Below are 17,112 nucleotides of genomic sequence, written 5' to 3' on the forward strand. Positions count from 1 at the left end.
GTCATACTCATACGATCCGGTGAGGTTAACCGTCAAGCCCCTTCATGCGCATCAGGTCAAGAGCCCCGCTGCATGCGCTCCAGTGCCGACCGCAGAGCGGCTCTCAGAGCATACCTGCTCTTCGCATCCACAGCCCAGCCATGCGCCTGCAGCACCTGTGACAAGGACAGGCCCCCGAGGCACACCTGATCAACAAGGACACGCGCACGGATGGTCTTGCGCTTCCGCCCGCCTGGCCGAATGCGCCTGACCTCCTGCGCAAGGCCGTCACCGATCCGATGATGCAGAGCGCGCAGCCGGCGCATATCCCGCAACATTGCTTCCTCGCGATCACCGCCCCCGCCCCCCGAAGAACGCAGCGCCTCCAGGCTGGAACACTTGAGACCGCTGGAATTGCACCGCTCGGTCAGGGCGGCGTAATCCCGCGCCATGGCAATCTGCCCGGACGAGAACGGCCCGGTGTAGAACGGTGGACGCCAGACCGGCTCGGGCTGGCCACGCTCAGCCGCCTCTTCGCAACGCTGAAGGTAGGCGCGCCGAGCCTGAGCCACCACACCACGATGACGCCGGCGGGCCTGATCATCCATAACGTCGAACACGTCCCCCTGCCGCGCCCGGTCACCAAGGCCGCCATCATCCCGGCGCACACGCGGCCCGGCCTCGGTCATGTCCGCCCGGCGCGGCACCTCGGCGATGACTGTCCGGCGCGCCGGTGCGATCGGGATCTCTCGACTGCACCGTTCCGGCGGCGTGGCGCGCGCGAGAATATCGCGGCAGGCAGCGCCCGAGGCGGCAAGCCTGCACAACCCGGCTTCAAGCGCAGCACGCCCCGAAGCAACAGCCTCGACGTCACGCCCCAGCCATGCTGATCCGCAGCTGTCGACGTAGACCACGCTCATGCTGCGCCCTCGGACATTTGCCCGAGCGACGAAATCCAGCGGCACTTTTCCATCGCAGCCTCGCGCTTCCGGATGAACGCCTCATCATCGCCCGACAACCCACGACCGGCAGCGCGCTGATCGACAAGATGAGCCAGCCGTCGCACATGCGGCTCAGCCCGCTCTCGGCACTGCAAGATCAGGTAACTGTTCGGCCACAGCCGGACTTTCCGCAGCTCGAACAGCAGCTCGGGCGCCCATCCCTGCGCGATGGCATCGTGGCCGAGCGAATGCGCGAACACCGCCCGGATCAGGGGCGACGCATCATCTGCCGGTGGCTGTATTTTCACAGCCTCTTCGAGGATGCGCTGCGCGATCGGGAATCTGTCCCGGGCCTTGCCACTGGCCATCCCTGCCATGGCCTCTTCCAAGGCCATCAGGTTCACTTCGGTGAAATAAGCCAGCTTGGCGCACAGACTGTCGAGCATCGCATCAAACTCGACCCGCGTCATGCCGGCGGGCTTGACCAGCCCGCGCTGCTGGAGCGGTTCCACCAGAAGCCGCTTCACACGGCGCTCTCCTGCGGCCTGTTCTGCACTGTCCATCGTCACCCTCTTTTCTAAGCAATTCGGGGTTATCCACAGCGCCAAAGGCTGGGCGTCGGCGCTTCGGTTATTTCGTATCTTTCTCTTTTCCTCTCTCTCTCAGCGGGTACGGAAACCCGGCAAAAAAAGGGGAGATCAGAGCCAGAACGGGTCCGAACACGGAACTTTCCGTGTTGCTTCCGTTTCATTCCGTGATTTTTCGGGAATATTCCGTAACGGTGACAGAATATTCCGGAACACGCCCGGATCGGTCATCCCGCCATCTCCATCTGAAATTCATCAAGGGCACGGCGCACCAGAGGCTCGCGGCGCTGCGAGTCCGGGTAGTTGTCTTCGAGCCAGTCATTGAAGCTCTCAAGAAAGCTCGGATTCTTGAGCAACTGGCCTGCGCCGATGCGCTTCTCGACCATCTCCCGCAGATCCTTAAGCCGCTTGGCGAGCCGCCGCTGCTCGGTGTCTTCCTGGTTCTTCCGCTTCGACTTCAGCGCCTCGAGCGCGACCTTCTGGACAATCCGATGGCCATAGCGGATCTCGCCGGTATCGCAGCGCACCTGATACCAGCCGTGCAGCGGCGTGATCTCGCGCTCGCAAAGCTGGCGCCAACGATCCAGTGAAACACCGAGCGTGTTGGCCAGCAGCCGCTCATCGAGTGGCAACGTTCCGATCGGAGACTCGTCCTGGGACTCGCAAATCAGCAGGAAACCGAACCATCCAACTTCTGGCTCGACGAGGCGCCGGAAGTAGCTTTTCCGCCACCTCTTCAGGTTCCACTGGATGAAGTAGTGGGAATCCAAGCGCTCCTCGGATGGGATCGGGTATTCCGGAAGATCGGCCGTATCGACGACCATCAGCTTGCGCTTCGAGGCATTCATTAGACCCCTCCTTGCATTGAAACGATGGCCGCCCAGTGGCGCGCCAATTGGAGTGACAAGGCGTCACGCGCCTGATCGAAGGCCGGAACGTCCCGGTCGGAATAGGCGTCGACCACTGCCCTGACGGGCGCAGCCAAGTCAGCCTCAGCCCCCTCGAACGCACGAAGCATCCCGGCCACCGCCGGCCCGCTCTGAGGCAGGCCGCCCCGTTGCAAAACGAATGCTGTCGCGGCAGTGACCAGATCACAGACCTGAGGCGCGGCTTCACCTTCCTGCCCGGCCCGGCGCTCAGCCTCACGGGCCGCGCCATACATCACCGTGCTGAAGTGGCGGCGCATGAACTCGCCGATACTCTCACCGGAGAAACCAGCCTGACGCATGGCCCAAAAGGCCTCATGGCGCGCCCTGACCAGAGCGGGCTTGCGGGAATGCGACCGCATATCCTCAAGGCTCACCCCGTGGTGCGCCGCGACCACCGCGACGATGTCATCCCGGGGATCAGGCGGCTCCGGAAAGATCTGTGTGCCGTCGATGTCCAAAGCACCGCCGAGCAGTTCCGCCATCTTGGCCTGCCGCTCACGCGACTGGCGGCGCAACATGTCGGCCCAGTCCTCAGAAGCATCCGAACCACTCATGCCTTCCACCAGCGCGGCGGCAGAGCCCCGTCCTTGTTCTCAGGCTTGATGCAGGCGCAGGGCTGTTCATCGTCGCGGATGCGCTTGAAGCGCCCAGCCACGCCGCCCCGAGAGGTGCCGCAGCGCTTGCCAATGGCGTAGGCCGTCATCCCCTCATGATCCCGCAAATGCAGCATCTGCAGGATGTGTCCATCATCTGACCGTGTCGCCTTGCGTGCTGGCATCAGACCACCTCCTCAGCTTCGAGCCTTGCATCGGTCACAAGCCCATTGAGCAGCTGGGGCACCGTCAGATTGTCCCGCGCGGCTTGGCTCTTGAGCCACAGCAGGTTCTCCGGCGACATCTCTCCGGCGGTGATCCCGCTACGGCTCTTGACGGCCCGGACATACGAGGCGCTGACACCCAGATCCGCAGCGATGGTGCGGACGGGCTGGCGCGGATCGCTCCGGAGGGCGCGCAGAACCTTGTGTTTCTTTTCACCCCAAGACATCAGGCACCGCCTTTAAAAGACCCCGGCACCACAGGGAGCACCGGGGCAAGGTCCAACAGGGTGTTGCGCCGTTTTCCCGCGGCGCCGGGATAGGAAAAGGATGCGCGGCGCAGCGCCGCCCCGATGGAGGAGAGAGGGCGGACGGGAACAGCCGGACCGCGCATCAGGTGGCGAGGGCGGCAGGCCCCCGCTGAGCAGGCCCGGACAAGCCGGGCGCTTTGTTGGTTACAGGTCAAGCGCTCTCCTCCCAAGGCGCACGAGGAAGGCTGACCGAGGCGACAGACGGCTGAATGGTGAACGAGGCGTAGGGAACTCCCACGATCACTTTGCCTTCGCGTACCGCACGACGAAACGGTGCCCGCATACCATCGAGGTTACGACCGATGGGACGCATGATCGGCTGGCGGCCGAGAAGATCGCTGGAAAAGCTCATGCGGCCCTCCGATTATCGGCATCCGCCGCCACCGCCGAGGTGAGCCAAGCCACGAAACCCGCATCTTCCAGCAAAGCGATCATCACCTTGTCAGCGGTCGGGCGACTCACCCCACCCCACCAGTTCCAGGCGGTGCTGCCGCGCACCTCAAAGTAGGCCGCGACGGCCTCGGGATTGCGGAAGTGCGACCGCAGATAGGCAGACCAGAGATCCGCCGAGATCACCCGCATGCGGTAGCGGTCCAGAATATTGGACCGGGACGCCGGCGCTGACGACATGCCACGGTCAGGACATGCAGTGTTCGAGACAACAAGCTTTAGGTGATCGGTCATGCGGTGGGCCTCTTAGGCGTCACTGGGCAGACACCCAGGGTGAGAGTATGGGGAAGGATTGTTCAGGCGGCAGAGGGCTTAGACTCATCGCTCATGTAAGATCGCAGGCGCTCAGCAACCTCGAGCGTGCAGCTCTTGCCGCCAACGAGACGCGCGTAGAGGCGGCTGTTGCCGACCGCACGACTGGTTACAGTTGCGGGTGCCAGGCCTCGCGCGCTGGCAAACGCTTCGATATCGGCTATGAGCTGTTCTCTGGTCATGCTGCAGTATAGGGATATTTATCCCCATCTAACAAGGGATAATCGTCGCCTAGCGGCCAATGTTGGCGCGGACTATTGTCCCACCATGTCAATGACTTTCTCAGAAGCGCTGAAAGAGGCGATGTCTGCCCGAGGAATGTCTCTTCGGAAAATCGCAGATGTGGCTGGCGTTTCTTACGAGCAACTTAAGAAAGTCAGCCAAGGGAAGTCGCGCTCGACCAACGTAGATGACGCCCAGAAAGTCGCCTCAGCGCTCGACATGACGCTTGATCAGTTTTTGAACGGCGGCATCGAAGCACCGAGCACCATCGCGATCGCTGGCAAGGTCGGCGCGGGCGCCCAAGTCCCTGTCTTCGACGCCTACGCCAAGGGTGATGGCCCCCAGGTCGAATGCCCGCCCGGACTGTCCGCGCACGGCGTGGTGGCGGTCGAGGTCGAGGGCGACAGCATGGAGCCGGTATTTAGCGCCGGGGATTTGCTGTTCTACACCCGCGAGACCCATGATGGAGTGCCACTCGAAGCTGTTGGCAAGCGGTGCGTCTGCGAAGACGCGACCGGCATGGGCTGGGTGAAGGTGGTCCGCGCAGGTCGCGAGGAAGGCACCTTTGACCTACACAGCTTCAACGATAACAGCCCGACCATGTACGGCGTCAGGTTAAAATGGGCCTCCTCAGTGCGCCTGCACTGGCCGGCTGATCTGGCTCGGCGCATATGAACGGTTCGCTGAAGAGACGCCACGTATTCCTCACAGCGCTGGCCATCAGCTCAGCTTCGCTTGCCGCTCTTTGGATTACAGGCTTGGCATCTACGCCCGACTTCCTGAAATCCCGAGACGGCAAGTTCATAAGTGCCTGTGAAGACACGCTCAAGAAACGACTGAAAGCGCCTTCGACCTACAGACGCCTTTCGGATCCTCACATAGCGGAGTCGGTGGCGACGCTGGATGATTACAAGGGATGGACCGACAACCCGGAAAAGAAGGCCTCCGATCAAGATCGCCAAGCGCGCAACCCGAAACTTGCGGAAATGCAGGCAGCACAGACGAGACGTTTTCTCTTGGATGAGCACACCCTCAAGAGGGCGATTATCGAATATGAGGCCGCGAACAGCTACGGAACGCCCATTCGTGGCTACGCCTTGTGCACTTTTGCAGACCCGAGCCCAGAGAGCTTTTCAGACTTTGATCGGCAGAATGTGATGATTGACGGGAGGACAGCGTTTGAATGGTCACTTGGTGAATGACGCGCCGCGAGTTGTGTTTCCTGCGGATCTGGCGAGGGACGCGTGATGGAAGACCCGCGTGTAATCCAGCTTGAGCGCGAGCTTGCTGCAACCCGCAACGCAGCTGTCCGCATGATGGTCGGGTTGGTGAGCGGGCTGATCAGCGATTCGGCGGCCCGCGAGGAAATCGCTCAGAGCTTCATTGAGGATGCGCGAGGGGCTAACGAGGAAACACAGCGGCTGGCGAGGCTGGTGGCGGCGGAATTGGCGAAGAAGGATTGAAATCCTGTACACCGAAGTTTCCTCCTGGCTTGCAATAATATACGATAGTGTTTCCGCACCTTCGGCGACGAACTGGATTGCCCTTTCGGCCGCAATCGCTTCTCTCTTAACTGCAGTATTCACTGGTTATACCGCAATTTTAGTATGGTTAAGCCGGCGCCAAACTATCAAAGCAGAATGGATCAGGGGTGGCGCCGCTTATGGCGAAATGCCCCATCTTAGGTGCGTCATATCAAATCACCTAAAAGATGCGATTGTTGGCGATAGGGTTATCGTTCAAGGACCAGTTTCGAAGTTGACCGTGAATGATAGAAGCGCGAGATGGCAGGATAAGCACTCGTCTTGGCCCCACAACCAGGCCCCCGCCTCCGCCCTCACCATAGAGGCAAATCAATCTGGCTTTCTGCTGATCTTCATCTCGCCTGACCCTACCGGCTTGAGACTGGCCTCACGGTCACTCCTGTCCCGATTTGGCGGTGCAGTCGCTAAACTGTTCTGGCAAAGACTGCACTGGAGGGTCACGTCCGGCGTTAAGTTTTCAATCACCGTGATCGTTCGAAAGAGATCGTCTGAAATGCGGCCAATCCGCTTGACGCACACCATGAGAATACATGCAGAACATGCGATACAGATCGCAGAGGTCATAGAGAAAAAAGCAGAAACTACGTAGGGCTCCAAAGGTCCGACCTCACCTCCACCCGGCCTACTTTGCCGGGCTTTCTCATGCCGCCAGCACCACGCTGGAGGCGTCAATTCAGCGGAACACCCAGCTCCGTCAGCCGGTTGCGCACAATCGCGTTGCCGACCTCAAACAGCAGCCGCAGACCGTAACGCGGGACCACTGTGCTTGCGCGGATCTTCATCTGCTTCCAGAGACCCTCATCACGCATCATGCCGATAAAGTCGTGTCCCGCGTTGGTGATGCGGAAATTGCACCCGTTCGGCCCAGTCTCCTGCAGGAATCCTTCGTCGGCCAGGAGGCGGAGATGGTAGTATTTCGCCTCCTCTTCCTCGTTGCCTTCGTCCGGCATGAACCAAACCACCCACTCTGGTGAATCCTCCATCTCGAACATGTACTGCCGGATGAGCTCATCGTCTCGGCGCATATCGACCCCCCTTATGGCCATTTCTGCCATGCTGGGACGATTCCCGCTCTTCGTCACCTCGGAACTCGTCATCAGACCTGTGGCCAGCACGGCGCTGACACCGGCACTGTAGCATGACAAGTCGCGGAAAGCGAGATTTGTGGGGATTTATATCCCCTTTGCGCTTGACCGGGGATATTTGTCCCCTTAGTCTCATCCCTACACCCCGACGCTGACCCCGCATCCTGCGGACGATCTCAGGGCGACACGGGAGACGGTGCAGGTCAGCAGAATATAGGCCGCAGCCACCAGCTCCATTTGCCGCAAGGCGCCATTCAATGGAGGCATGCATGCCGAGAACTGTCATTTTCCCCGAGGAGGCGGCGTTTCTGACCGATCCGGCCGCCGCCACCTCTGACCACATCAAGCGCCTGGACATCTGGCTGCAGGCCAAGGCCCGCCAGGGCCATCCGATCACCGCCGAGGCTGGCAACCGTCTTCATGACCTCGACCAGCGTATCACCGGGCGCACCGATTTCGTCGTCATCGAACCGCACAGCGATCCCGACCCCCTTCCCCCTGCCCCCGCAGTGGCCGACAGCGAATACTCGCGCCGCACCGGCCTGATCCGTGCCGCGATTGCATCCATGGCCACGCGCCGCACCGGCGACGATGCGGCATGACCAGCGCGGACGAGACCCTCCGCAGCTGCCTTAGCGGCACCAGTTTCCCCACCGCCTAACCGCTTACCGAATGCCGGGCATTCCGCCCGCATCCCCCTGCCGCACTTATCGCTGACCCCCAAGCAGTGGCAGGGGGCCCAATCCAAAGGAGGGCCAGATGCCCAAAGACGAACTGAACTTCCTCGAGTTCCTGCAGGGCTTCCGCCGGGGCGAGCTTTTGCGGGAGGCAGATGACCGCTTGAGTGAAGTCCTCGCCGCCATTCAGGAGACCGGGAACAGCGGTGAAATCACCCTTAAGCTGCCTTTGAAGGTCAACAAGGCCGGGCAGATCGAGTGCACCCCGCAGATCACCGCGAAGAAGCCCAAGCGTGAACTCGGCGCCGGCATCTACTTCCTGAATGATGACGCTCGCCTCACGCGTCGCGACCCGAACCAGCAGGACTGGCTCGACGACATCGAGGCCAGACGCGATCGCGCCGCCGAGTAACCCCAAGCCACAGGAGAAAGCACAATGCCCGACCACGTCGAGAGCAGCAGCGATAATCGAACCGCAAACAATGCCGTGAGGCACACCTACCGCGCCCTGTCCGAGGCCGAGAAGCTGAAGATGCAGCAGGTCAAAGATCACGGCGCTGCCTTCATTGAGCTGCTGCACGAGATCGGCGGCACGGACCCCAGCGGAAATCGCTTTGCGTCCCGCGATCTCTCCTTGGCGAACACCCACGCCGAAGACGCGGTGATGCGCGCCGTCCGCCATATCACCGCCTGACCACCCACCCGCAAAGGATACTGAAATGACCATGATCACCGAGAACCCCGAAGCTCTCGATCTTGAGCCGCCGTACGATCCACGCAGCGCGCTCGAGGTCGCACTTACCTCGGCCCGCCTTGCAGACCCCATCATCGAGGGAGACCACGGCCAGCGCTTTGCCCTGACCCCGCCCGATTACACGCTGACGGCAATCCCCTCTCCCCATGCGCTGCCCCCGCACATCATCGAGCAGCTGACCACTGATGATGCGGATTCCCTGATCCGCTACGCGAACCGCTTCAGCACCAGCGCATCGGTCCTGATCGCTGACATCGATACGTTGGCAGTCCACGCCTGCCTTGACTGGCACGGCCACAATCAGGCGACGGACGCGGAGAGCCTGAAGACCGGCGCCCGCAAGCACACGGCATCTCTCAAGCTACGCGAGAGCGAAGAATTCAAGCGCTGGAACAAGATCGAAGGGCAGCTGATCGACCAGATGGAATTCGCCGAGTTCCTCGACGAGAACGCCGCGGACATCATCACGCCAGAACCCGCGACGATGATCGAGATCGCCCGTGACCTCGAGGCGACGCAAGGCGTCAATTTCAAGTCCAGCACCCGGCTGCAAACCGGTGAGCGCAGCATCGTCTATGAGACCGAAACCCACACCAGGGGCGAGATGAAGGTGCCGACGCAGTTCACGCTGCAAATCCCCCTCTTCGCAGGCGAGGAGCCGGTCGAGATTGTCGCGAGCTTCCGCTTCCGGCCCAGGCCGGATGGCCTAAAACTCGGCTTCGTCTGGCGCCGCGTCGAGTACCGCAGGCTAGCAGAATTCCAGCAGATCTCTTTCCGCGTTTCCGAGGCAACCGGCCTCGCACTCATGTTCGGCCGTACTGCCAACCCCTGATCCACTCACCTGATGCCAATGTCAGCGCCCCTCATGCGGGGCGCTGTGATGGGCACCAGTTTGGAGATCCACCATGACCCTCGCCAACGACAACCTCCCCCGCACACCCGAGGCCTACCTCACCAGCGCCTCCGGCAGCGCAGACATTGCGCTTGCCACCCGCGCCCGGCGCAAGGCCGATGCGTTCCCGGCGATCTACCCGCCGCTCACCAGCTTCCAGAGCGGCGACCGCCTCCGGGCTGCACAGAAACTGAAACCCCGAACCTATGGCCCTGCCCCGTTCCGCTGGGCAATGGTGGTGATCGTTGTGGGTGTGGTCATTGCGGCAGCTGTACAGGCGTTCGCATGAGCCGCCCGCTGCGCATCCTCATCGGCTGCGAGACCTCGGGCATCGCCCGCCGGGCCTTCACCGCGCTTGGCCATGACGTGTGGTCCTGCGACATTCTCCCCGCCGAAGATGGCAGCAACCGGCACCACGTCTGCGACATCCGGGACGGCATCCTTGAGGAAGGGTGGGATCTGCTGGCAGTCCTTCACCCTCCCTGCACCCGGCTCTGCCGGTCCGGCCGCCAGTGGATGAGCGGCGCCGGCAAATGGACCGAGCCCAAGCGCCTGCCGAAAGGCCGCACCCTGGAAGACATGAAAGCTGAGTTCGAGGAAGGCGTCAGCATCTTCACCGCCTGCTGGTCCGCCCCCATCGAGCGCGTGGCCATCGAGAACCCAGAGATGAACGACCTTGCCAAGGATCGCATGCCGGAAGACCTGCCAGCGCCACACATGGCGCAGCCGTTCTGGTTCGGCCACCCCGAGTACAAGAACACCGGCTGGTATCTGCGCGGCCTACCCGCGCTGACCGAGACGGACCGCCTGCCCGAGCCCGAGCGCGGCACCGACGAATGGAAACGCTGGAACCGCGTCCACCGCATGCCGCCCGGCCCAGAGCGCGCGCGCCTTCGCAGCCGATCCTTCCCCGGCATGATGACCGCCGCAGCTCACCAGTGGGGCGGCTACGCCCTCGCACAGGAGACAGCAGCATGACCGCCGTGACCTATGCGAATCGAATATCTACTTCAGCGGCCTCGAAGAAAGATACCACGACGCTCTTTCTTGGGCCTGAGACGACTGAAATCATCCCCGAACAGAGCTTCACCCGCTTGGTCATGCGCGATCTCATTCGTCTTCCGCACCATGGGAGGCTCATCTGCATAGATGAGGACCATTCTGGAACGCAGATCCAACACTGGAATTTCTTCGGCAGGGCATTCTGTATCAGCGAGGAGACCGTAGAACCTGCGGCGCATATCTGCATGGTCCCTCGCTGCACCTGCGTAATCCCAAACCAGTTGAGCGGAGCTTATGGCTGCGACAAAAACGCCCGCCACCTGCCCTACGACAGGGAATTGGTAACCGAATGCTGCAATAGCACCGGACCCTGCCAGCAGGTTTGCAAAGACCAAAATTCTATGAACTCTCTTCAGCTTTGTTTCCCTCAAATCATGGTAGAGGGCGCTGCGGAGAAGATCGAACTTAAGTGTTCCTACTTCGGTGGCCGCACCCCCGGGGGTAGACCGTTTGGAATGATCGGCCCCGGGTTCGAGGGCGGCGTCGGCCTTGGTGCCGGAATCTTCGCGCATCTGACCCTCTCAAACGTGAACAGCAAGTTCGAAGCATTAAAGTTCATCAAGATCGTCCTCTTGTGCTTGCATCGCAAGTGGGCGCTAGGCCGTGGTGGGTGCTGGAACATCCATCACGGCTGCAGAGTCACCATATCTTGGTGTCTGTCCGGAGTCTTCATCAAGATCACGAAGAGGGAATTGTGGCGTTCCTATCGTCAAACAGGAGGGAGGCCCTAACATGGCCGCAGCCCGCATGACCTACACGCAGCCCGCGCAGGTGGCCGTCGAAGCGCGCCCCCTCGCCTATGTCAGCGCGAAGACCATGGCCGGGCTGCTTGACGCCTCAGAAAGCACGATTTGGGATTGGGCGCGCAAAGGACTGATCCCTAAGCCGGTGAAGCTACCGAGCGGCTCAACCCGCTGGCGGTGGGCAGAGGTTGACCGGTTCATTGCCGGCGCGGCAGAGTCGCCCGACGACAGCGATCCTATCTTGAGGGCAAGCCGTGGCCGGTGACATCCGCCTTGAACGATATGTGCAGCGCAAGGTGGCGCGTGGCCGAGAGTACTTCTTCTTCCGCGTTGTTCGGAAGGGTGTGGAGACGCGCAAGCCCCTGCCCCATCCTTTCGACGCAGAGTATCGCGCTGCCTATAACGCTGCCCATCACGAAGCCTTCGGCACCGTCCCTGGTGAATTTGAAAGCCCGAAGGCCATCACCCGCTTGATCCGCGAACACCGCGACAGCGCCAGGTACTCCAAACTGCCGAAGTCCAGCCGCCTGCTGCGAGACTACGCCTTGGACCTCATGAGCGATCGGTGGGGCGCCTTCGAAGCAGACCAGATCCGGCCCATTCACGTACAAGCCGTCTACGACAGCCTTGCGGAACGCCCAGCGACAGCGAACCGCCGGCTGGACGACATGAGCGCGGTTTTCTCTTGGGGTCGCACGCGCGGCTTTGCAGACGAGAATCCGTGCCGGCGCATCGAGCGCGTCCAGAGCGATGAGAGCTATGAGCCGTGGCCTGATGACAAGCTCGAGACCTTGATTGGCAAGGGTAAGCGCCACATCGTCAAGGTCGCACTGGTAGCGCTCTACACCGGACAGCGCCGCGCCGACGTGATCGGTATGAGCGAGAACCAGATACGCGACGGCGTTTGGAGCATTGAGCAGGGAAAGACCGGAAACCCGGTTACAGTCCCCCTGCATCCCGTCGTGCTGGCGATCATCGAGGAAGAACGAGCGGCACGCCGCAAGGCTCAGATCGTTGCCCCAGCGCTCCCCCTGCTGACGAACAGCCGCGGCAAGCCATGGGGAAAAGGCTTTGGCGCGTCCTGGACGAAAGAGCTGATCCGGGTTGGCCTGCGCCCCAAGCGTCTCGAAGAAATGGAGGACGGTCAGTTCCGCCCGACCTTCCACGGCCTGCGCACCACCAACGCGACAGTCATCGCGAATACCGTCGCCAGGAACCCAGAGCTCTTTGGCGGGATCCAGCGTGTTCAAGCCATGCTCGGACACCTCTCCGAGCGCATGTCGCGCCACTACGCACGACGCGCTGAGGTTGAGCACATGAACCGTGAGACGGTGCTTCTTCTACCCGACTTTGGGAAACACATTTCCGAAATTGGGAAACATGACCCTGACGAAGCCGCTAAGTAGTTGATTTTGGTGGGTGATGAGAGACTCGAACTCCCGACATCTTCGGTGTAAACGAAGCGCTCTACCAACTGAGCTAATCACCCGATATCGCGGGGTTTAGCTGGCTGCAGCACCGCTTGCAAGACGGTTGAGAGAACTTTCCACAGCAATTTTTCGCCCGCCCTGCCACACCGGACTAAAGCCCGACACAAGCATTGCAGTTCACACCCTTCAGGCCCGCAACAGAGGCTTGTGCTGCGGCACATGGCCTCCCTGACCATCCGGACATTCAGTCACGCCATCACACGCTTGCGGCCCTGAGCCGACCTTCGTCACCGAACCGGAACCCTGCGGTAAGGCCGATCAAAGCTGTCGTTCGCCGCACTTGCTCAAAATTCCGCTGTCATTGCAAAGCCAGCCTGACGCATCACCGCGAATCCTAGCCCTCCCGCGTCAGGCTCGACACCGTCTTCGGCGAGAGGCGCGCACACGTCTCAGCATCATTGGCTTTGCAGCATGCTTCCGGAAGAAAGCCCGCCCCACTTGTCCCGGACGCAACAACAAAGAGGTGCGAGGCGGATTTGCGATGCGCCCGCCCGCTCCTATCCAGCAAGAAAAAGCCTTCATTCCGCTGAAACCCTGCCGCAGGTTCATCCGTGGCTCCTTGCATCTGGCCAGCTCGATGCTGGCCAATCTCAACAACAGGATGACCCATGCTTTTGAAGACCACGCTTCCCGTTACCGCTCTTGCGCTCACTTTCGGCTCGGCCGCTCTGGCCCAGGACGATGCAAGCATGATGGGCTACGCTCTGGCCGAAGACGGCGGGACGCTCGTCACCATGGCCGATATTGCTCAGCCGGGCGAGGTTGAAACCTACACGCTGGAAAATCCGCTCCGCGCCATCGCGTATCGGCCCGTGACGGGGCAGCTCCTGGGCTTTGCCGACGGCATGATCTACGAGGTCGACCCAATGTCCGGTGAGCTGACCGATCTCGGCGCCACCTTCATGGACGACACCACCATCGGGGAAGGTGCCGTCGCGTTCGATTTCAACAACCAAATCGACGCGGTTCGCGCCGTGGGCGCAGACGGGTCAAACCTCGTCTACTTCCCCGAAGGCTTCGGCGACGGCGACGAGCGCGCCAACTCGGTCCTGCGCTTCACTGATGCGTTCTACGTCGAGGGTGACATGTCGGCCGATGCCGAACCCGAGATTTTTGCCAACGCCTACACCAATGCGATCTCCGGCGAGACGGCAGGGTCGACGGCCCAATATGCCATCGACGCGCAGGCCAACACGCTGGTCACCCTGGCCAACAATGCAGGTGAGCTTGCCAGCGTCGGATACCTGACGCTGGACGGCGAAAAGGTCAACGTGACCGACTGGGGTGGCTTCGACATCGTCTCGCCCGAGGAAGGCACCGACATGGCCTATGCGCTTCTGCAGTTCGATGGTGAGGATATGGCCGGGCTTTATTCAGTGGATCTTGAAACCGGCGCGCTGACCGAACTCGCCGAGCTCGGCATGGGCGGCTTCAGCGGCTTCGCCGTTTCGCACGGTATGTAATTTCCCACGCTACGCCGCCCTCTCGAGGACGTGCCGCGCCACTCCTAGGCCCCCGGCTTGCTACAGCCGGGGGCTGAAGGTCATCCATGGCCAAGGCGGGAAGCCGGGCTCAAATCCGATCTGCGGCGTCTCATCTTGACTGCACTGCAACTGCCGCCACCCGTCCCAACCCGACATTCGTCAGTCAAGCCGCCGCTGCGCGGCAGCTTCCAAAAAGCGGACTTTCCGGATGGAACGCGGTTGCGTTGACTTGATGAAGGTCGACTTTGGGGACTTCACTGAACACTGATCGAGCTCAGCTTTAGCAATTCCCGACGTCTGTCTGCCTTGCTTGGCGTATGCTAACGATACCGTTTCTCAGCCAACCCACGTTCTACGTCCTCTCGCTGATGGCTGAGCCGGAATAGGGTGGATGGGAAAAATAAAGCCGCAATGCTACAGATCGAAAACGTGGCTGGAACTGGCCTCCAGGCTGCCCTTGCTGCTGGCGTTCGTGGCCGTCCAGATACGGGCGAGATCCGTCCACCAGCGCTCGTTCGGCGCAGCTGCAACCGACGGCACGGCCTGAAGCTTTTTTCGCGCCCGCAGCTACAGCATGGCCTCGCCATAGGCGTCCTGCAGGTCCCGGAGCTGCTTCTCGTATTGCTCGCGGATGTCGAGCGGGTTAGCGCGCAGGGAGTTGTCAATGCCGCGCTTGGCATCCTCGACCCAGCCCTCGATCTCGGAGGGCGACAGGTCGAAGGACCGGCTTGCCTCCGACACGGTCGTCTTGCCTTGGGTGGTCTCAATGACGAGCCCCGTCTTACGCTTCGCCATGCACCGTTTGATGCTGTCGACCACCGTCTTACTCATAGCTACATTCTCCCTTTTAGCATGAGCAGGTTTTCAGTGGGTCGATACAAAACCGCCGATGGTGCCGGTCTCATGGCCGACGGCACGGGAACCGACCAGCTGGATCGGGCGAACCCCGCGACGGCACCGTCACGACGATCAGGTAGTGATAGCCAATGTCGTCCCAGCCGATGTCGTCGCCGTGCCAGGACCGGATGGTCCGGATCATGACGGTGAGCGGCGGGCCTGCCAGCCAGCACCGGTGCGGTGGCAGTGCAGTGGTCGATGATTTCGGTGATGTCGCGCAGGATGATCTCCCATGCGACAAGACCCCGAATGCGCAGCGTAGTGGGTGAAATGTCCAAGAAGGCGCTGGACAAGGGCACGCGCTGGCAGCCTTCACCGCTCCACAAACGCTTAGGGCACCTCAGACTTTGAAAAATCCTCGGCTGCGCAGAACTTTATGGAACGAAGTTAAATTCCGATGGTTATCCCGGCGCTGCTTAGACAGCGACGCAAGCTCAGCCCAGGTGACATTGATCAGCCCCCCTTTTCTAGCTTGGGCTGGGCTTGCAATTCATGCAGCAAGAAGGTGGTAGTTCAGGCGGTTGGTACGATCTTCGAGCATCGCTTCACCGTTCGCTCCGGGGCAGCGATAGGTCAGCGTCAGGTAGACCACGATCCGCCCGGCCAGGATCACCGCCGGCGGGATCATCTCGATCCGCAGGCGCCAGGTGTTGGTGTCGAACTGGCTGCTCACCGGCCCTTGCCCCCCGGCGGCGGGATGTTGAGCTCGTCGGTGAATATCGGCACCCAGTCGTTGAGGCGGCATACCACCCCGAGCCAGATCCGAGGATAGACCTGGATCATCACCACGTTGTCGCTTTGTGTCACCAGCCGCTATGCCAGCCCCTCGGGCTGACGGGTAACGCTGTCATCGCCGTTGGACCGAGGCACGTCCACTACTGCAGCATCGCCAAGAGGCGGCGTAAGCACTCCACGAAGCAGGGTGGCCGTTGCGCAAAGGTCCAAGTGTAATGCCCCCAAGACGCCCGCCAGCAGCTTGAGCCGACCAGCCAAGCGGACTCAGTCGCCGAGGCCCTGACCGTCTATCGCACAAAGGTCATAGCGATGGCCCCGCGCGTCGACACTGCGAGCCAGCTATGGGGAAGCTGCGTAAAGGAAATGGGCGACAAGCCGAGGCTCAGACCATGCTCTATACCGGCAAGGCGGTCCTCAAGCATTTCGGAGCCTACACTCTGGACGAAATCACAAGGCCATGTGCGCTGACAATGCCAGCAAGCACATGGGCACCGGCAAGCGACAGGGCACGGTCTGAACCGAGCTCGGGCACCTGCGCAGCGCCCTGACATTTGCGCCGGACATCCGCGACATCGACCTTTCGCCGAAGATTTGGCGCCCGCAGAAGCCGCAGACTGACTCGCGGATCCTCCACAGAAGAAGCCCGCGGCCTCATGAAGGACGCGCACGGTCAGCCTGCCCGCCTGGCATTGGTGCTGCTGCTGGGAACCGGAGCACGGCTCGCGGCGGTCCTGGACCTGACTTGGCAACGCATCGACTTTGAACGCGGCACGACTGACCTGAGGCTCGAAGGCAGCGTGACGTGCAAAGGCCGGGCAGTCCTGCCGGTGAACAACACGACGCGCCCCACCCTGCTTGCCGCCAATGAGGCCCCTGTCAGATCATGTGATCGAATATGCCGGACGCCGGGTGACGGCTCTCCGGACGGGATCTGTGAAGGCGCTCGAGCGGTCAAAGATCGGTCATGTCCAGATCCACCAGCTGCGCCACACCGCCGCCGTCACAATGCTGTCTTCAGGAGTGCCGCTCGAAAAGGTCAGCCAGGGTCTCGGCCACAGCAACCCGGCGATCACCGTCTCGACTTAGGCGAGATACCTGCCGCAGCACATGCAGAGCGCCGTCGATATGTTGGATTTTTCCAGCATGAAACATGATTCCTAGGTTAGGATAACCCGAAAACGATTCATTATTTCTTGGAAGACCC

The 17,112-nt window shown here is 61.4% G+C and carries 26 protein-coding genes and 1 tRNA gene; 13 read left to right on the forward strand and 14 right to left on the reverse strand.

Annotation, left to right across the window (positions count from 1 at the left end; all coding sequences use genetic code 11):
- Nucleotides 1-56: 56 nt before the first annotated feature.
- The 8 genes from IEX41_RS13915 to IEX41_RS13950 all read right to left on the reverse strand — a co-directional run bounded on the left by IEX41_RS13915 (nt 57) and on the right by IEX41_RS13950 (nt 4,245).
- Nucleotides 57-899, reverse strand: coding sequence for a hypothetical protein (locus IEX41_RS13915; RefSeq protein WP_188790856.1), 843 nt, complete (start codon nt 897-899; stop codon nt 57-59).
- The gene (locus IEX41_RS13920) at nt 896-1,447 is read right to left on the reverse strand and encodes a hypothetical protein (protein ID WP_229673223.1); all 552 of its coding nucleotides are present in this window, start codon (nt 1,445-1,447) and stop codon (nt 896-898) included. Before IEX41_RS13920 ends, IEX41_RS13915 begins: the two co-directional genes overlap by 4 nt.
- 287 nt (nt 1,448-1,734) lie before the next feature.
- Complete coding sequence (locus IEX41_RS13925; protein ID WP_188790857.1) at nt 1,735-2,355, reverse strand: hypothetical protein; 621 nt, start codon at nt 2,353-2,355, stop codon at nt 1,735-1,737.
- Nucleotides 2,355-2,990 carry a helix-turn-helix domain-containing protein gene (locus tag IEX41_RS13930; RefSeq protein WP_188790858.1) on the reverse strand — a complete coding sequence of 212 codons (636 nt, stop codon included), beginning with the start codon at nt 2,988-2,990 and terminating at the stop codon, nt 2,355-2,357. Before IEX41_RS13930 ends, IEX41_RS13925 begins: the two co-directional genes overlap by 1 nt.
- Nucleotides 2,987-3,214, reverse strand: coding sequence for a hypothetical protein (locus tag IEX41_RS13935; RefSeq protein WP_188790859.1), 228 nt, complete (start codon nt 3,212-3,214; stop codon nt 2,987-2,989). The genes IEX41_RS13930 and IEX41_RS13935 overlap by 4 nt, the downstream gene beginning before the upstream one ends.
- Nucleotides 3,214-3,480, reverse strand: coding sequence for an Lrp/AsnC family transcriptional regulator (locus IEX41_RS13940; RefSeq protein WP_188790860.1), 267 nt, complete (start codon nt 3,478-3,480; stop codon nt 3,214-3,216). Before IEX41_RS13940 ends, IEX41_RS13935 begins: the two co-directional genes overlap by 1 nt.
- 232 nt (nt 3,481-3,712) lie before the next feature.
- A complete protein-coding gene (locus IEX41_RS13945) occupies nt 3,713-3,913 on the reverse strand; it encodes a hypothetical protein (RefSeq protein ID WP_188790861.1) in 201 nt (66 codons plus the stop codon).
- Complete coding sequence (locus tag IEX41_RS13950) at nt 3,910-4,245, reverse strand: hypothetical protein (RefSeq protein WP_188790862.1); 336 nt, start codon at nt 4,243-4,245, stop codon at nt 3,910-3,912. The genes IEX41_RS13945 and IEX41_RS13950 overlap by 4 nt, the downstream gene beginning before the upstream one ends.
- Nucleotides 4,246-4,590: 345 nt before the next feature.
- Between IEX41_RS13950 and IEX41_RS13955 the strand changes: the two genes are divergently transcribed.
- The 3 genes from IEX41_RS13955 to IEX41_RS13965 are packed head-to-tail and all read left to right on the forward strand — an operon-like array spanning nt 4,591 to nt 6,008.
- Nucleotides 4,591-5,220, forward strand: coding sequence for an XRE family transcriptional regulator (locus IEX41_RS13955; protein ID WP_188790863.1), 630 nt, complete (start codon nt 4,591-4,593; stop codon nt 5,218-5,220).
- Nucleotides 5,217-5,747: a hypothetical protein gene (locus IEX41_RS13960; protein WP_188790864.1), complete on the forward strand. Its 531-nt coding sequence runs from the start codon at nt 5,217-5,219 to the stop codon at nt 5,745-5,747. Before IEX41_RS13955 ends, IEX41_RS13960 begins: the two co-directional genes overlap by 4 nt.
- A gap of 45 nt (nt 5,748-5,792) precedes the next feature.
- Nucleotides 5,793-6,008 carry a hypothetical protein gene (locus tag IEX41_RS13965; protein ID WP_188790865.1) on the forward strand — a complete coding sequence of 72 codons (216 nt, stop codon included), beginning with the start codon at nt 5,793-5,795 and terminating at the stop codon, nt 6,006-6,008.
- A 749-nt stretch (nt 6,009-6,757) separates the two neighbouring features.
- On the opposite strand, the gene IEX41_RS13970 is transcribed toward IEX41_RS13965, so the two are convergent.
- Nucleotides 6,758-7,144 carry a DUF2513 domain-containing protein gene (locus IEX41_RS13970; protein WP_188790866.1) on the reverse strand — a complete coding sequence of 129 codons (387 nt, stop codon included), beginning with the start codon at nt 7,142-7,144 and terminating at the stop codon, nt 6,758-6,760.
- Nucleotides 7,145-7,443: 299 nt separating this feature from the next.
- On the opposite strand from IEX41_RS13970, the gene IEX41_RS13975 reads away from it, so the two are divergent.
- From IEX41_RS13975 to IEX41_RS14000, 6 genes are all read left to right on the forward strand, one after another.
- Nucleotides 7,444-7,776 (forward strand): hypothetical protein, encoded by a 333-nt coding sequence (locus IEX41_RS13975; RefSeq protein ID WP_188790867.1) that lies wholly within the window; start codon nt 7,444-7,446, stop codon nt 7,774-7,776.
- A gap of 157 nt (nt 7,777-7,933) precedes the next feature.
- Nucleotides 7,934-8,263 (forward strand): YfdP family phage-associated protein, encoded by a 330-nt coding sequence (locus IEX41_RS13980; protein WP_188790868.1) that lies wholly within the window; start codon nt 7,934-7,936, stop codon nt 8,261-8,263.
- 24 nt (nt 8,264-8,287) lie between these two features.
- Nucleotides 8,288-8,545, forward strand: a complete 258-nt coding sequence (locus IEX41_RS13985; RefSeq protein ID WP_188790869.1) for an Acb2/Tad1 domain-containing protein — start codon at nt 8,288-8,290, stop codon at nt 8,543-8,545.
- 25 nt (nt 8,546-8,570) lie between these two features.
- Nucleotides 8,571-9,437: a DUF2303 family protein gene (locus IEX41_RS13990; RefSeq protein WP_229673225.1), complete on the forward strand. Its 867-nt coding sequence runs from the start codon at nt 8,571-8,573 to the stop codon at nt 9,435-9,437.
- 73 nt (nt 9,438-9,510) lie between these two features.
- The gene (locus IEX41_RS13995) at nt 9,511-9,786 is read left to right on the forward strand and encodes a hypothetical protein (RefSeq protein WP_188790870.1); all 276 of its coding nucleotides are present in this window, start codon (nt 9,511-9,513) and stop codon (nt 9,784-9,786) included.
- Entirely contained in the window at nt 9,783-10,475 is a 693-nt protein-coding gene (locus IEX41_RS14000) for a hypothetical protein (RefSeq protein ID WP_188790871.1), read from the forward strand. Before IEX41_RS13995 ends, IEX41_RS14000 begins: the two co-directional genes overlap by 4 nt.
- A gap of 32 nt (nt 10,476-10,507) precedes the next feature.
- On the opposite strand, the gene IEX41_RS14005 is transcribed toward IEX41_RS14000, so the two are convergent.
- Entirely contained in the window at nt 10,508-11,071 is a 564-nt protein-coding gene (locus tag IEX41_RS14005; RefSeq protein ID WP_188790872.1) for a hypothetical protein, read from the reverse strand.
- Between the two features lie 220 nt (nt 11,072-11,291).
- Between IEX41_RS14005 and IEX41_RS14010 the strand changes: the two genes are divergently transcribed.
- Together IEX41_RS14010 and IEX41_RS14015 are read left to right on the forward strand one after the other, a co-directional pair.
- Entirely contained in the window at nt 11,292-11,567 is a 276-nt protein-coding gene (locus tag IEX41_RS14010; RefSeq protein WP_188790873.1) for a helix-turn-helix transcriptional regulator, read from the forward strand.
- Nucleotides 11,557-12,708: a tyrosine-type recombinase/integrase gene (locus tag IEX41_RS14015; RefSeq protein WP_188790874.1), complete on the forward strand. Its 1,152-nt coding sequence runs from the start codon at nt 11,557-11,559 to the stop codon at nt 12,706-12,708. Before IEX41_RS14010 ends, IEX41_RS14015 begins: the two co-directional genes overlap by 11 nt.
- Nucleotides 12,709-12,715: 7 nt before the next feature.
- Here the strand turns inward: IEX41_RS14015 and IEX41_RS14020 are convergent.
- Nucleotides 12,716-12,791, reverse strand: a tRNA-Val gene (locus IEX41_RS14020).
- A 609-nt stretch (nt 12,792-13,400) separates the two neighbouring features.
- Between IEX41_RS14020 and IEX41_RS14025 the strand changes: the two genes are divergently transcribed.
- Complete coding sequence (locus tag IEX41_RS14025) at nt 13,401-14,255, forward strand: DUF4394 domain-containing protein (RefSeq protein WP_188790875.1); 855 nt, start codon at nt 13,401-13,403, stop codon at nt 14,253-14,255.
- 588 nt (nt 14,256-14,843) lie between these two features.
- Here the strand turns inward: IEX41_RS14025 and IEX41_RS14030 are convergent.
- The 3 genes from IEX41_RS14030 to IEX41_RS14040 form a co-directional block, all read right to left on the reverse strand.
- Nucleotides 14,844-15,107 (reverse strand): transposase, encoded by a 264-nt coding sequence (locus IEX41_RS14030; protein WP_188790876.1) that lies wholly within the window; start codon nt 15,105-15,107, stop codon nt 14,844-14,846.
- 556 nt (nt 15,108-15,663) lie between these two features.
- A complete protein-coding gene (locus IEX41_RS14035; protein ID WP_188790877.1) occupies nt 15,664-15,846 on the reverse strand; it encodes a hypothetical protein in 183 nt (60 codons plus the stop codon).
- Nucleotides 15,843-15,980, reverse strand: coding sequence for a hypothetical protein (locus IEX41_RS14040; RefSeq protein ID WP_188790878.1), 138 nt, complete (start codon nt 15,978-15,980; stop codon nt 15,843-15,845). Before IEX41_RS14040 ends, IEX41_RS14035 begins: the two co-directional genes overlap by 4 nt.
- Nucleotides 15,981-16,841: 861 nt before the next feature.
- On the opposite strand from IEX41_RS14040, the gene IEX41_RS14045 reads away from it, so the two are divergent.
- Nucleotides 16,842-16,994 (forward strand): tyrosine-type recombinase/integrase, encoded by a 153-nt coding sequence (locus tag IEX41_RS14045; RefSeq protein ID WP_188790879.1) that lies wholly within the window; start codon nt 16,842-16,844, stop codon nt 16,992-16,994.
- Nucleotides 16,995-17,112 lie beyond the last annotated feature (118 nt).

Source organism: Salipiger pallidus, from assembly GCF_014643635.1.
Taxonomy (GTDB): domain Bacteria; phylum Pseudomonadota; class Alphaproteobacteria; order Rhodobacterales; family Rhodobacteraceae; genus Salipiger; species Salipiger pallidus.